This window comes from Pseudoduganella sp. RAF53_2, from assembly GCF_052113985.1.
GTDB lineage: Bacteria > Pseudomonadota > Gammaproteobacteria > Burkholderiales > Burkholderiaceae_D > Rugamonas.
In genome coordinates, this window is sequence record NZ_JBFRDW010000077.1 from 1 (window position 1) to 13,716 (window position 13,716).

Genomic DNA, 13,716 nt, shown 5'->3' on the forward strand with positions numbered 1-13,716 from the left:
GGCCCACAGCGCCCAGCATCCTGCTAATCTGAATGCTGGCAGGCCCCAGCAGCACCAGCAGCAGCGCAGGGAAGATGCAGAAGATCAGCGGGAACATCAGCTTGACGGCCACCTTGGCCGCTGCCTCCTGCGCCATCATGCTGCGCTTCTGCCGCAGGTTTTCCGAATGTACCCGCAGCGAGTCGCCGATGCTGGTGCCGAAGCGCTCCGATTGCACCAGCATCGCCACCAGGGCATCCATGTCTTCCACGCCCGTGCGCAGAGCCAGATTGCGCAGGGCGCGCTCCTTGCTGAAGCCCGCGCGCATCTCCATCAGCACCAGTTGCAGCTCCTGCCCCAGCACCACGCTCTTGATGATGATTTCAGCGGATACCTTGGAGAGCGCGCGCTCCATGCTCAGGCCAGCCTCCACGCAGACCGTCAGCAAATCCAGCGCGTCCGGGATATTCTCGAAGATCTCGCGCCGGCGCCGGTCCACCGCGCGCGACAGCATGCCGTTGGGCAGGTAATAGCCCAGCGCCGCAGCACCCAGCAAGGGCGCCAGAAAATACTGGCGCAAGATCAGCGAACCGGAACCGGCCAGCAGAATCGCCATCAAGGCAGGCAGCAGGAGTGCCAGCACGGTCTTGGYAGCGAAGTACAGCGTCGGCGCCGAGGCATTGCGCCAGCCGGCATTGATGAAGCGCATGCGCAGCGCGGAACGCTCCCACCCTTCCTCCGGCAGCGAGAGAYGGGTGAACGGCTCCGCTACGCGTGCAACGCGCTCGATCCACAGACCGCCCCCCTCGTCCGGCCGCGCCGCGTTCGGCGCGTGTRCGTGCCCGCGCAAGCGCTCGCGCAAGGATTGTGACGCAAAAAGCAGCGTGGCAGCCAGCACCAGGCCTGCCACCACCAGAAAGACGATCAACAGAAACAGGAATTCGCCGCCGCTCATAGCTTGATCCTCACCAGGCTGCGCATCCACAGAACGCCCACAGCGACGGCCCCCACCGCATACCACAGCAGCTTGACGCCAGCCGGGTCATTCCACAGCACGGCGACATAAGCTGGATTCGTGATCGACATGATGCCCAGCACACCGACCGGCAGTGCCGACAGCACCCAGGCTGACAAGCGTCCTTCCGCCGACTGCACACGCACCTGGCCCAGCAGCTTGAGGCGAGCGCGCGTCATGCGGCTGACGTTGTCCAGCAGCTCCGCCAGATTGCCGCCCGACTCGCGCTGAATCAGCACTGCGATCACCAGATAGCGCAAATCCGTCAGCGGCACGCGCGCCGCCAGATTGTGCAGCGCCTCGTTCATCGACACGCCGAAATTGATTTCCTCATACGTGGCGCGGAACTCGCCACCCAGCGGCTCCGGCATTTCCTCGCCAGCCATCTGCAGCACATTGGCGAAGGAATGACCCGCCCGCAGCGCACGCGCCAGAAAGTCCGCCAGATCAGGCAACTGCTGCTCGACCTTGCGCATGCGCCGCCGGCGCGCCTGCATCAGCACCGCGACCGGCGCCCATGCGCCGGACAGCATCACGATGCCGGCCGGGATGGCGTGCAGGTCGAGCACGCGCGGCAGCAGCATCGACATCATCACCGCCAGCGCAGAGCAGCCCAGAAAGCGGCCCACTTGCCAGCGCAACCCGGACTGCAGCAGCAGACGGTCCAGCACAGCCACGCGCGGCACACGATGCAGCAAGGATTCCAGCCAGGGCGCATCAGCGTAGCGCCGCTGCTTCAGGATGGTGATGTTGTCGCCGCCGCTCTCGCTGCGGCCGGCCATCAACCGCAACCGCTTCGCGATACGGCGCGCGCCACTGCCGTGGTTACTGCTCCACCACAGCCAGGCGCCTTCCACCATGAAGATCACAGCGGCAAACAGCAGGACGGAAAACGCGGGCAGCAGATAGTCCATGCCGCCTCCTCATTCGAATACGCGGCCCGGATCGAACACGCTATCCGGCACCGGTACGCCGAAGGCGCGCAAGCGGTCGGCAAAGCGTGGCCGCACGCCGGTTGCGTAAAACTGCCCCAGCACCTTGCCGTTACCATCCACGCCCGTCTGCTCGAAATGGAAGATTTCATGCATGGCAGCCGTCTCGCCTTCCATGCCCGTAATTTCCTGCATGCTCACCAGTTTGCGCGTACCATCCGCAAGCCGCGAGAGCTGCATCACCACCGTGATGGCCGATACAATCTGCTGGCGCGCGGCGCGGGCGCTGAGATTGGCGCCCGCCATGCCCACCATATTTTCCAGCCGCGACAAGGCATCGCGCGGCGAGTTCGCGTGAATCGTGGCCAGCGAACCTTCGTGTCCCGTGTTCATCGCCTGCAGCATATCGATCGCCTCCGCACCGCGTACCTCGCCGAGGATGATGCGGTCGGGCCGCATGCGCAGGGCGTTGCGCACCAGTGCGCGCTGCGTCACTTCACCCTTGCCTTCGATATTCGGCGGACGCGTTTCCAGCCGCACCACGTGGGGCTGCCGCAGCTGCAGTTCCGCCGCATCCTCAATGGTCACAATGCGTTCTGTAGCGGGAATGAAGCCGGACAGCACATTCAGCAGCGTGGTCTTGCCGCTGCCGGTGCCGCCGGAAATCAGAATATTCAATCGTGCCTGGCCCAGTGCCCGAAGCACCTCCACCATGGGCGGCGTCAGGCTCTTGAAGTCGATCAGCTTGTCGATGGTCAGTGGCAGCGTGGCAAAGCGCCGCACCGATAGAATAGGACCATCCACTGCCAGCGGTGGAATGATGGCGTTCACGCGCGAGCCGTCCGGCAGGCGCGCGTCGACCATCGGGCTCGATTCATCCACACGGCGGCCCACGCGCGAGACGATTTTCTCGATGATCTTCATCAGGTGGGCATTGTCGTGGAAGGTGATGCCGGTCAGCTCCAGGCGGCCATTGCGCTCCACGTAGACTTGCGCATGGGTGTTGACCAGAATGTCCGATACGCCGGGATCGGCCAGCAGCGGCTCCAGCGGACCAAAGCCCAGCATCTCATGCTGTATGTCCAGCACTAGCTGGTGGCGTTCCGACTGGTTCAGCACAATGCGCTCGTCTTCGATGATGCGCTGGACCAGCAAGGCCAGCTCGTGCCGGAACTGCTCCGGCGTCAGACGCTTCAGGCGTTCCAGATCGATGCGATCCAGGATCATCTGGTGCATGGACTTCTTCAGATCCTGGTAAGCCGTGGCGACCAGCCCAGGCAAACTGGCGACGCCGCTGTCCTGCTCCACGGCGGCCAGACGATCACGCAGGCTCATTGCTGCCTCCCTTGAACAGACGATCGAACAAACCCTTGCTTTCCGGCGTGCGGCGCTGCGTCACCACTTCCACCAGCTCGGCCAGGCTGCGTGCCAAGGCACTGTTGCGCGCCAGCTGCAGGAGCGGCACGCCCTGGTTTACCGAATCGGTGGCGTTCAGATAGTCGTTCGGCACCGTGTGCATCACGTCGACGCCCAGCGCATGCTCCAGATCAGACAGGCGCAACTTGCCGCCCTTCTCGTAGCGGTTGACGATCAGGCGCGTGCGCTCGTACGGATAACCGAGGGAGCGGAAGATATCCAGCAGACGGCGGCCATCGCGGATATCGGGCAAGGCCAGTTGCAGCACCGGGAAGATCACGTCGGACTTGTCCAGCGCACGCAGGGACAGCGCATCGATCTGGCGGCCCACGTCCAGCAGGATGTAATCGAAATGCTGGCGTGCCACGCGCAGGATGGTATCGATGTGATCGGGCTTCGGCTCCACATTGTGATCGTCCGCCGCCGCCAGCACGCCAAAGTTGTGCGACACATGGACCAGCGAAGACTCAAGGAACGCGCCGTCCAGCCGGGCAATCTGGCTGCACACGCCGGACAGCGTCATGCCGGGCTTCTGGTCCGACACATACAGCACCGCATCGCCAAACTGGCCGTGCAAGTCGATCAGCAGCACCTTCTTCTCGGCCAGCGCCGCCAGTGCGTAAGCAAAGTTCGAGGCAAGAAAGGTCGCGCCACAACCGCCTTTGCAGGAGATGAAGGACAGCGCCTTCCCATCGCGCATCTGTGTCAGCCCGCGCTCGATCTCGATGCGATCCATGGCTTCGTGAAAGGCGCGGTGCACCAGTGGCAGCTGCAGCACTTCACGCATGCCGGCACGCATGGCACGGATCAGCAAATCATGCTGGGGCGCGCGCGTCAGCAGAATGAAGGACGCTTGCGGATAATGCAGTGCCAGCCGTTCCACCAGCTCGGCTTCGCAGGGCTCCACTTCGCTGGCATCAAACACCACCAGCTCCGGCGCCTCGGGCAGCACGCGCTCCACCGCGTCGCGCAAGCCATTACGCGCAACGACGAACTGCACCGAAGGCAGACGAGCCGCCCCCTGGGCCGCCAGCTCCGCATGCAATTGACCGTCTTTGCCGATCATCAGGGCTTTCATAGGCTTTCCTCCGGGGGCTAACGCAGTTCAGGGACACATGGCCTGGCCTGGCCGGAATCCCAGTGACTCGGCACGCAGCACCGTGGTGGCCGGCGGCAGCGACGCGGGCACGGGAACCAGCGGCATCATGGCTTGGTAGGGAATGGGAGAACAGCTGCTGTCGCCGCAAACGCTGACACGTATCAGGCGGATACAGTCCGCGCTGTGCGGATCGATGGCGCAGTTGAGCACATTGCGGGCCGGGCAGCCGGGCAGCACGGCAATCGGCGCCATCGCGCCACTGGCGCTGAGCGACAGATATTCGACGCGCACGCTGTCCTGCGTCAGCGCGGGCGCCAGTGGCAGCGCGCCGTCGCTGTCGCGGAAGATGGCGCGACGGCGCAATGCCTGCATGGCTGCGACGTCGGAAAAGTTGGTGACCGCAGCGGCCCGCGCCGCACGCCGCGTGACTTCCTGCTGCGAATTCCACAGATACATCATGCGTGCATACTCGATCACCGCGAACATCGTGGCCATAAAGAAGAGAAAGGCCAGCATGAATTCCACGCCTACCGATCCGCGCTGTTCATCGGTATGCATAGGGCAGCCTCGCCTGGTATTGCAGTGTGCTTTGGCCGGACAGGTCGGCAAAGCCGCCAACGCCCATGAAAATGGGGTCCGAGAAGAACAGGGTGATGTGGGTGTCGACGAGGGCCGGCAGCGTCGAATAGGTGTGCTGCGAGCAAGGATTGTTCTGGCAAACGAAAATAACTGTCTGCGGCTGGTTGTCGAGATGCGCGCCCGTGACCGCATCGCTGACGATCCTGCCGGCAACATCCAGCACCACCGCCTGACGTGCCGCGTCGGTCATGTCTTCCGGCGGCACCGAAGCGAGGTAGCGGCCGGAGTTCTGGGCAGCTTGTTGCAGCACGATGCTGTGCAGCGTCATACGCGCGAAATACAGCATGGTCGGCAGCAGGAAAAAACAGGGCAGTATCAGCAGCGCCACTTCAATGGCCACGACGCCGCGCTGTACGAGGACAGGCCGCTTCATCGAATCAGCTCCACTTCCGCCGACAGTTGCGGCTCACCGGCAGCGGCAGTGGTGAGCACACCCGCATATTCCGCGCTGAGTACAGTGGACGTAGCGGGCGCGGTCATCAGAAAACGCGCTACCGCCAGTACGGACGCCGTGACGTACTGGCCCGCCGCCACGGGGCAGGACAGCAAGGGAACGTACAGCACGCGGCGTCCGCTGCGGCCGGGGCGCGAAGGAGCAGTGGTATAGGCGGCGTTCTTGTAAGGCGCAGGGCTGGACGGCCAAGCGCCCGGCGCCATGGCGGGCGCCGAAGGGTAAAGGATCTGCCAGTTGACGGTGCCGAAATTGCTGCCGGTGCTGCGGCGCGCGGGTCCGTATGCCCACAGCACACCGTACAGGCCCGACGCCACTGGCGGCAGCACCGGTGCGGGATCGGCAATCGTGCGCAGTGGCTGGCCCGCTGCCGGCGCTGTCGCCTGCGCCGTCTGCAGGGCCGCGGCGTTATTCATCCAGGTTGCCGCTGCGGCGCTGAAGGAGCGGATATTGCTGTCCGGCGGCGCCGCTTCGGGATTGCAGGCAGGCGCGCCGCCATAGCTGTCGAAGCGGGAATTCAGCTGCTGCCACAAATTGAATCCGGCCGGCCGGCGCAAATTGAGCGGAGCGCCGGCCAGGGTGGCGTAGGCCAGCGTGCCATTGCAGATGAACGGCGCCAGCTGGCTGTCGCTCAGATTAGCCTGCAGCGATGGCGTACCAGGTGGCGCGATGGGATCGATATAGAAATACTCGCCCGATGTGGCGCCCGCAGCGGGATTCAGGTTCAGTAGGTTGTAGCCGACGCCGTAGCGGAAGCCATATTCGACCAGCTCCTGCGCAGCGCCACCGTTGGCGCGCGTGGCGCTGGCTGTGCTGCTCATGGCGCAAATTGCAAAGGGCAGGACATTCATGGCGTGCGGCCCCGCCACTGCTGTCCCCGCGAGGTTGACCGGATCGTTGCCGGAGCCCAGAACACCCATCAGCAGTGGCCGCACGCTGTTCAGATCGCCGAATGCATTGGTGTTCACGCGGGCGTAGCGCAAATTGGCTGGTGTTGCTTTGGCCGCATCTATACTGAGCCAGGCGTTGTCAGGGGCATCGGGATCGGCGCTGAACGTCAGGGCAGTGTCGCTCCACTCGAGCGAGTTGCCTTGCCCTATGAACTGGTTAGAGCCGACGTTCACTGACTCAATGCGCGCCGAGTTCACGCCAGCCGTGGTGCCGTTTAGTTGGAAGGCTGCCGCCAGCGCAACGGAATCGGCCGCGTTCTGCAGCTGCGATTTGCGGAAGTACATCATGCCGAGATCGATCGCCAGGCCGCAGAAGCCGACCATCACCGCCAGCATCAACGCGAAAGTGACAGCGGCCGAGCCGCGCTGACGGAAGCACATCATCTTCATTTCCCTGGCACGATGGGCGCCGCTTCGTGCGGTGCGTCGCTGAAGGATTTCTCATAACGCTGCTGGGCCGCGGCAGCGCTGCGGCCATCCATGCCGCTGACGGGTTGACGCGAGCGGCTGCTATCCGGATCGAGAATCTGCATGGCCAGCGCGCGGCGCGTGGCTTCGCCGTGCACAAACGGTGTTGGCGGCGGCAGCGCGGCAGCGCAGCCGCACAGCAGCGCCAGCATCAGGACGTGATGTGCTCTCATGGTTGGCCTCCATCGGTGGGCAACGGGTAGTCTCCGGTCAGCGGCTTGACCAGATAGGCCGTCACCACGAACAGCAGCTCGCTGCGATCGTTCTGAAAATCTCTGCTGCGAAACAGGGCGCCGAGGACAGGCACTTCGCCCAGCAAAGGCAAGGTGCTCGCGTTGTTGACCTGGCTGTTGCGAATTAATCCACCGATCGCGAAGCTTTGGCCATCGCGCAGCTGCACGGTGGTGCTGGCGCGGCGCGTCGTAATCAGGGGCAGCAGCACCCGGCCTGAAAAGCCCGTCGTGCTGATGCCCACGCCGTCGCGCGACAGTTCAGATACTTCGGGCGCCACCCGCAGATTGATCAGGCCTCCCGTCAACACGGTGGGCGTGAAGCGCAGGCCGATACCGAATTCCTTTTCTTCCAGCGTGATTTTGTTGTTGTCCTGCCCCACCGGCACCAGGATCTTGCCGCCCGCAAGGAAACTGCCCTCCTGGCCACTGATCGCAATGACCGTCGGCTCGGCCAGCACGCGTACCAGGCCGTCCTGCTTTTCCGCGTCCAGGCGCAGCGAATTGCCATTGCTCTTAGCGAGATTCAGCATGCTGCGCATATTCCCGCTGACGAAGTTGGACAGCAGCCGCGCGGTCCAGCTGCCGGTACTGAAGTGCAGATCGACGCCGCCCTCCAGGCGGTCCAGCAGGGTCTTGGATACTTCGGCGATCTTCACTTCCAGCATGACTTGCTGCGGCGCGCGCACAGACAGCATGTTGATCACACGCGCGGCAGGTGCCGGGGCGACAGCCGCAGCAGGCGCCGTCCCAGGTGCAGCTTCACGCGCCGCCTGCATGGGGCGCAGCGGCTGCCGCACGTAAGCCGTGGCCAGGTCCAGCGCCTGTTGCAGCGTTGGACCATCCGACACGGAACCGCTCAGCACCAGCGCATCGGCAGCCGCACTGACGCGGATGTCCTTCTCTTCCGGGAGGAGGCTGGCGTAAGTGCCCTGTAGCGCGGCCGGGTCCATGGCGACGGCAATATCCACCACATTGCATATGCCGCTCCGGCCCTGCACGATCAGGTTGGTGCTGCCCACATCCACCCCCAGCAGGTACAGCGTGTCGGGCGCCACCAGCAAGGACTGCAGCACGGCCGGGTTGCCGATGGCGCGTGCGGCAACAGGCTCCTGCATGCGCATCATGGTGGACTTGCCTAAATGGAGTGCGAGATGCGCCGGTGCCGCCGCCTCGCCGTTGCAGCGCAGGCCTTCGCCGCTATGCGCTGCCGGGGCTGTGCCTGCCGCGGTAAATGCGTGTGCGCAGGCGAGCGCCGTCGCAAGGGCAAGGGCCGGGATGGCGTTCATGGTGGCTCCTCACAGGCATTCCTGGCTGCTGTGGGTGCCATTGATCACGGCGACGCAATGCGCCGCATGCGTAGCGGTGCCATGCTTCGGCGGCGCGGTGACATCGGCGGCCAGCGCCACAGGCGCGGCAGCGGCGGCTTCGGCGCGCGCCAGCAGCATATGCTTGGTGGCGCCAGCCGTGACGCCCGGCTGAGGATCGACCTGGTTGCGCAGCACCAGCGACAAGGTCCCCACGCTGCGCGCCAGATCCAGACGCTCGGCCTGTTCCGGCGTCACCTCCAGCGTGACCGCATTCACCACGCGCGGCTTGGTGTCGTCACGTGAGACTTCCTGCGCGACGGCAAGCACCAGAATCCGCTCCAGCACGATCTTGGAGATGGCCGACTCCTTGCCTTGTGCTTCGCCATCGGCCTGGGTATTGACCAGGATATCGACGAAATTGCCAGGCAGCGCAAACCCCGCGACACCCACCACATCGTTGACGCGCACCGTGATCGCGCGGCGGCCTTCCGTAATCAGGGCAGACAGGCCGCCCAGCGTACCGGCCGGCGCCAGCTTGGCCTCGGTCAGCGGTTCGCCACGCTGCACACTGGCTTTCAGCACGCGGCCATTGAGCTGCTGCGGATCGCGCAGCACGCCCGCCGGCAGGCTGGCGGATGGCCAGTCTGCCAGTTTCACCATGTCCGGCGCGATGCGCTGGCCCAGGTTCACGTCCGCCGCCGCGACCACGATGCGCGCCGCACCGGGCGTTTGCCGCAGCAGCCAGCGCGAAGCCAGCACCACGGCGGCCAGGCCAAGCACAATGGCCAGGCCCATCATCGCGAAGGCGCGCCGGTTTTTCATGCGATGCTCTCGTATAAAGCGGGGACTTCGGAACGTGCCGGCGCGCAGCCGGCGAAGATGCTGGACCAGGCCTGATCCAGCGTGGCTGCGGACAAACGCGGCGCCTGTCCCGCAAAGCCCGCGAAATCCGCCACGCGGCTGACAATTTCACGCGGCAGGCTGGCCAGCAGCGGCTGGGCGCTGCCTGCATGCAGCTCATTCATCAGATAATTCAGCGCCGCTTCGTCCAGCTCCACATTCAGCGCGCGGCACTGCTGGCGGCACAGGGCGCGGTAATTCGCCTCGCTCAAGGCCGGCACGCGCACCTTGTAGCCGATGCGGCGCAGCGAGGCGGCATCCAGCAATGTGGCCGGCTCGAAGTTGGTGGCGCACACCAGCATGGCCCGGAACGGCACGGTGAATTTGAAGCCGCCTTGCAGCGCCAGCTGGTCCATGCCCACGTCCAATGGCTGAATGAAGCGATTCAGCAGGGCCGATGCGGGCACACGCTGACGCCCCAGATCGTCCAAGATGAACAGACCGTTGTTGGCCTTGAAGTGAGGCGGCGCCTGGTAGCAGCCGCTGTGGGCGTCGTAGCGCAGCTCCAGCATGTCTGCGCTGAGCTCCGCGCCAAGATGCACGATGGGACGCTGGCAAAGAATCCAGCGCAGATCGGCGCTCCGTTGCGGCGGTGTGCGGCCCGGCATGATGGGTGGCGGCTGGTGAATGGTGGCGTCGAATACCTGGATGATTTCCTGCCCCACCGCGATGGCATAAGGCAGCGCCACCGTGCCTTGCAGCAGGCGTCCCAGCTTGCGCGCCAGGGTGCTCTTACCGCTGCCCGGAACGCCGTACAGCAGCAGCGAACGCGCCGAGTACATGGCAGCGCCAGCCAGTTCATGTACTCGGGTGTCGAGGTAGTCGTCGGCGAACACGGCCGCCACTTCTTCCGCGCTCACGTCCGGCAGCGCTGCGGCCTGGCGCATCACCAGGCTGCGGTAGGCATCCAGCGGTACTGGCGCCGGACCCGCATACGGGCGGCGCTCCAGCCAGTCGGCGGCGCATTCGCGGCCGCGGCCCGTCAGCTGGTACTTCACATCGATATCGGATTCGCCGCGCCAGGCCACTTCCGCCAGCTGCTCGGCARCCAGGAAATCCATCACCTCGCGCAGCACATTGATCGACAGCCGCAACCGGGTGGTGAGCACGGGAAGATGGGTCTTGCCTATCTGATAGAGCGATTTGGTTGCCAGCTCCGCCAGCATTTGCAGCTCCAGGCCGGTATCGCGCACGGTGCGCGGCGGCGGCGCCAGCAGCGGCGGCTGTTCCAGGGATGCCTGCAGGATGTCTTCGGTGTCGATCATGCCGTTTCTCCTTGTGAGGAACCGATGATAGCGAGGGGTTTCCATGCGGATATTGATCTGCAACAAGGCCGACTACAGCGTTGCGGCGACGGCACAGGCGGTGCCCAGCGCGATCGCCAGGGCGTAGGGCAGGCCCGCCACGGGACGTTTTTGCCAGCGCGCAGCGAGCAGCATCAGCAGCGCCATGCCGCCGCCGGCCAGGGCGGTGAGCACGGCAATGACGCAGGCGCCCACCGGGCCGGCGAAGGCGCCCACCATGGCCATCAGCTTGATGTCGCCGGCGGCCATGCCACGCAACAGATAAAAGGGAAGAAAGATGGCCCCGCCAGCGAGCGCGCCTGCCAGTCCCAGGCGCAGCAGCGCCAGCGGGCCACCAGCTACGAAGTGCAATAACAGCGCAGCGGCGAGGCCAGCGCCCACCAGCAAGTTCGGCACGCGGCGACTGGCGATGTCGCAGGCGGCGGCCAGGCCAACCAGGAAAAGCAGCAGAACTTGCGAAACAGTCGGCATGGCTACCGCCATCGGCCACGGTCAGCTGGTCAGCGCTGTCTTGACGGCGGTGAATACCGTGTTCAGGCCGTCGCTGACTTTTGTTGCTCCTGCGGTAACTGCCAAGGCAATGGTCGCCGCCATCAGGCCATACTCGATAGCGGTCAGCCCGCGCTGGTCCTGGCCGAAACGCCGGATTGCTGCGATTAGTGCTTTCATGATCGACTCCTTAGAAAAGAACGCCTCTGGCGCCTGCGTTGCGCACCATTGCCTCAACTATAGGAGTTGTGCCTTTTGGCAAGTTGACACAAAACAAGGTTTCCGCACAGAATTTTCCCTGCACGTCCGGATGTTCTATGTCAAACTGGGGCTGTCGCATCCGCGCTAGATTTGGCGACATCAAACGTGGCGTTTTGCATGAAAACACGCAAAGACAATTGCCCTTAATGCAAAAAGACATTATGCTGGTCAGCTGTCTTTTGGAAAGGCCTCGTGCTTGGTGTCACTGTGAGCCTTGAAAATCGGAAACATTAAGCGCAAATGGATTCCCTTCTGAAACATATGGTGGACATGACCGGCCACCGGGATCACACGATGCTCGACATCTCTGTGATTTCGGCGGTTCAGGAACTGGCCTCCGCTACACGTACCCGGGTGCTAAGCCTGGTGAACGTGCGCGGCCAAATGTTTGTGCGTCCACGCGCCATCATCGTGCGCGGCCAGCCGGCCCGCATGGAAGAAATCATCGATCCCGCCAACCCTGGCGAACCGATCGCGAGCTACCCTGCCCTTGCCCGCTGCATCGCCAGCCATGAGTCCAGCGCGGACTATATGAATGCGGGCGGCGAGCACACCCTGTGGCTGCCGATCTGGATGGGCGACAAGGCCGATACTTGTCTGGAAATTATCAATCCGACGCCCTACACCAGCGATACCATTCACATCATTGGCGGCATCGTCAGCGTCTACCGTAATTTCCAGAACCTGCTGGACTACAGCGAGCGCGACTCCCTGACCGGCCTGCTGAACCGCAAGACCTTCGACGACCAGCTTTCCAAGATGCTGCAGGCCAGCTCCGCCGAGCAGGACGCTTTGTCCGTGCCGCCGGATGGCCTGGAGCGCCGCCAGCACAACGAAGAAGAGAAACAGTGGCTGGCCGTGGTCGACGTCGACCATTTCAAGGCCGTCAACGACAAATTCGGCCACCTGTACGGCGATGAGGTGCTGATCCTGATCGCCAACCTGCTGCAATCCTCCTTCCGCGCCCAGGACCGCGTGTTCCGTTTCGGCGGCGAGGAATTCGTGGTGCTGCTGCGTTCTTCCAACCTGGAAAATGCGAAAAAGATCATCGAGCGCTTCCGCAAGAACGTGGAAGAGCATGATTTCCCTCAGGTGGGAAGGGTGACGGTGAGTGTGGGCTTTGTCAGCATCAGCGCGTACGAAGCGCCGGTGATCATTCTGGGCCGTGCCGACCAGGCGCTGTACTACGCCAAAAGCCACGGCCGCAACATGGCCTGCCACTACGATGAGCTGGTCAGCAGCGGCAGCCTGCAGACAGTCGAATCAAACGATACGGCTGAATTCTTCTAAGCCAGCGTCATAAAACGCATCGGATCGACGTTCCACTTGGACGCCGACTCATGGCCCACAATCTTGTCCCCACCGCCGAAACCCAGTCCGCGCGACAGATCGATCGTTTCCGGCTTGATGTAGACATTGGTCTTGGTGCTGAAGAACACGTTTACTTTCGGCGCCAGCAGATTGGTTTCGTGCGGCTCGACCACCACGCCCAGGCGTCCCGATTCCAGCAGCACCAGGGTGCCGACCGGGTAGATGCCCACGCAGCGCATGAATTCCTGCACCAGCGTCTGATTGAAATGATGCTTGCTCCACTCGTAGATCTTGCGCAGCGCGGCCGCGGCAGGAATGCCCTTGTGGTAGACGCGGTCGGCCGTCAGGGCGTCGTAGACGTCCACGATGGCGGCCATCTGGGCCAGCTCGCTGATTTCGTCGCCGGCCTGCTTGTCCGGATAGCCCGTACCGTCGCGGCGCTCGTGGTGGTGGCGCGTGATGTCGAGGGCGATGGCCGGCACGTCCGGCGACTGGCGCAGGATGTTCCAGCCGTCTTCCGGGTGTTTCTTGATGATGGCGAATTCTTCGTCGGTCAGCGGGCCGGGCTTGTTCAGGATCGCATCCGGCACCATGGCCTTACCGGTGTCGTGCAGCAGGCCGCCGATGCCGGCTTCGCGGATGATGTCCTCATCCATATTGCGGGCGTTGCAGAATGCCACCAGCAGCGCGCACACACTGACGGAGTGCAGGAAGGTATAGTCATCCTTGCCCTTGATGCGCAGCAGGCCCAGCAAAGCACCCGGATTACGCAGGATGGACTCGGTAATATTCTGCACCACCGGCTGCACCGCGCCGATTTCAATGGCTTTGCCGAGACGGGCATCTGCCATCACATTGCGCACCACGCCTGCGGCCTGGTGACGGATCTGGGCCGCGCGCTTGAGCTCTTCGCCCAGCGAAGTCTTGATAATCTTCGATGGCTGCTTGGCCAGTTCTTCCAG

At 63.8% G+C, this 13,716-nt stretch carries 15 protein-coding genes; 1 reads left to right on the forward strand and 14 read right to left on the reverse strand.

The features are described 5' to 3' along the window. From AB4Z11_RS07130 to AB4Z11_RS07190, 13 genes are all read right to left on the reverse strand, one after another. Positions 1 to 934 (reverse strand): type II secretion system F family protein (locus AB4Z11_RS07130; protein ID WP_442023842.1); only part of this gene is annotated, 934 nt, incomplete at its 3' end. Next, positions 931 to 1,908, reverse strand: a complete 978-nt coding sequence (locus AB4Z11_RS07135) for a type II secretion system F family protein (protein ID WP_442023844.1) — start codon at positions 1,906 to 1,908, stop codon at positions 931 to 933. The genes AB4Z11_RS07130 and AB4Z11_RS07135, both read right to left, overlap by 4 nt. Before the next feature lie 9 nt (positions 1,909 to 1,917). Further along, positions 1,918 to 3,261, reverse strand: coding sequence for a CpaF family protein (locus AB4Z11_RS07140; protein WP_442023846.1), 1,344 nt, complete (start codon positions 3,259 to 3,261; stop codon positions 1,918 to 1,920). Continuing rightward, complete coding sequence (locus AB4Z11_RS07145) at positions 3,248 to 4,420, reverse strand: AAA family ATPase (RefSeq protein ID WP_442023848.1); 1,173 nt, start codon at positions 4,418 to 4,420, stop codon at positions 3,248 to 3,250. Before AB4Z11_RS07145 ends, AB4Z11_RS07140 begins: the two co-directional genes overlap by 14 nt. 27 nt (positions 4,421 to 4,447) lie before the next feature. Then, positions 4,448 to 4,999, reverse strand: coding sequence for a TadE/TadG family type IV pilus assembly protein (locus tag AB4Z11_RS07150; protein WP_442023849.1), 552 nt, complete (start codon positions 4,997 to 4,999; stop codon positions 4,448 to 4,450). Further along, positions 4,986 to 5,453, reverse strand: a complete 468-nt coding sequence (locus AB4Z11_RS07155) for a TadE/TadG family type IV pilus assembly protein (protein WP_442023851.1) — start codon at positions 5,451 to 5,453, stop codon at positions 4,986 to 4,988. Before AB4Z11_RS07155 ends, AB4Z11_RS07150 begins: the two co-directional genes overlap by 14 nt. Beyond that, the gene (locus tag AB4Z11_RS07160; protein ID WP_442023853.1) at positions 5,450 to 6,865 is read right to left on the reverse strand and encodes a pilus assembly protein TadG-related protein; all 1,416 of its coding nucleotides are present in this window, start codon (positions 6,863 to 6,865) and stop codon (positions 5,450 to 5,452) included. Before AB4Z11_RS07160 ends, AB4Z11_RS07155 begins: the two co-directional genes overlap by 4 nt. Positions 6,866 to 6,867: 2 nt before the next feature. Next, entirely contained in the window at positions 6,868 to 7,122 is a 255-nt protein-coding gene (locus AB4Z11_RS07165) for a hypothetical protein (protein ID WP_442023855.1), read from the reverse strand. Then, a complete protein-coding gene (locus tag AB4Z11_RS07170) occupies positions 7,119 to 8,468 on the reverse strand; it encodes a type II and III secretion system protein family protein (protein ID WP_442023857.1) in 1,350 nt (449 codons plus the stop codon). The genes AB4Z11_RS07165 and AB4Z11_RS07170 overlap by 4 nt, the downstream gene beginning before the upstream one ends. 9 nt (positions 8,469 to 8,477) lie before the next feature. Then, positions 8,478 to 9,311: a Flp pilus assembly protein CpaB gene (gene cpaB / locus AB4Z11_RS07175; protein ID WP_442023859.1), complete on the reverse strand. Its 834-nt coding sequence runs from the start codon at positions 9,309 to 9,311 to the stop codon at positions 8,478 to 8,480. Further along, complete coding sequence (locus AB4Z11_RS07180; protein ID WP_442023861.1) at positions 9,308 to 10,654, reverse strand: ATP-binding protein; 1,347 nt, start codon at positions 10,652 to 10,654, stop codon at positions 9,308 to 9,310. Before AB4Z11_RS07180 ends, cpaB begins: the two co-directional genes overlap by 4 nt. A gap of 72 nt (positions 10,655 to 10,726) precedes the next feature. Further along, complete coding sequence (locus tag AB4Z11_RS07185) at positions 10,727 to 11,164, reverse strand: prepilin peptidase (protein WP_442023863.1); 438 nt, start codon at positions 11,162 to 11,164, stop codon at positions 10,727 to 10,729. Between the two features lie 21 nt (positions 11,165 to 11,185). Next, positions 11,186 to 11,362 (reverse strand): Flp family type IVb pilin, encoded by a 177-nt coding sequence (locus AB4Z11_RS07190; protein WP_442023865.1) that lies wholly within the window; start codon positions 11,360 to 11,362, stop codon positions 11,186 to 11,188. 321 nt (positions 11,363 to 11,683) lie between these two features. Between AB4Z11_RS07190 and AB4Z11_RS07195 the strand changes: the two genes are divergently transcribed. After that, the gene (locus tag AB4Z11_RS07195) at positions 11,684 to 12,733 is read left to right on the forward strand and encodes a GGDEF domain-containing protein (protein WP_442023867.1); all 1,050 of its coding nucleotides are present in this window, start codon (positions 11,684 to 11,686) and stop codon (positions 12,731 to 12,733) included. Here AB4Z11_RS07195 and AB4Z11_RS07200 read toward each other — a convergent pair. Then, a partial coding sequence (locus AB4Z11_RS07200; RefSeq protein WP_442023869.1) for an HD-GYP domain-containing protein occupies positions 12,730 to 13,716 on the reverse strand: 987 nt, incomplete at its 5' end. The two genes, AB4Z11_RS07195 and AB4Z11_RS07200, sit on opposite strands and share 4 nt — an antisense overlap.